Source organism: Methylobacterium ajmalii (assembly GCF_016613415.1).
Lineage (GTDB): Bacteria > Pseudomonadota > Alphaproteobacteria > Rhizobiales > Beijerinckiaceae > Methylobacterium > Methylobacterium ajmalii.
The window spans coordinates 1-442 of record NZ_JACWCT010000011.1 but is presented as its reverse complement, the minus strand read 5'-3'; the positions used below and the strand labels follow the sequence as shown (position 1 = coordinate 442).

The 442-nt window shown below is 61.5% G+C and carries 1 protein-coding gene; it reads right to left on the bottom strand.

From position 1 onward, the window contains the following. Positions 1 to 432, bottom strand: a 432-nt coding sequence (locus HPY23_RS02060) for a hypothetical protein (RefSeq protein ID WP_200649546.1), incomplete at its 3' end; no start/stop codon positions are given. Positions 433 to 442: the final 10 nt, after the last annotated feature.

Here is a 442-nt window from a genome sequence, read left to right as displayed (position 1 = left end):
CTTGTCTTGCTGATCGGCCGTGTCCGCGACAATGTCGGTGACGGCCTGAATTAGGCCTGCGGCGCCCTCGACCTGCTCTTGTAGGGTCGCGATGGCCGGGTAGATGTTGTGGCTATCCGCCTGAGCTTGAGCTTGCAGCTTGTCAACTGCATCGGAGAGGTTTCTCGCATCCGTGGAAAGCGTGCCGACGTTTACGGCGATTGGCGACACTACTTTGTAAAGATCATCGAGGGCGGCCGACAAGCGCGTGACGACCGTCGACAAGCTCGCGACATCACTCGGGTCGCTGACGACAATGCCGCGCAATGCGTCGGCCAGTGCGTCAAGCGGGGTCCGAACCAGAGTGCGCTGCCCGCCGCCCGCATCGGCATGTCCAACCACTTCAATCAGAGTGCCGAGGGGCAGGTTTGAGGAACGGATGCCAGCAGCCATGCGAGTTCCC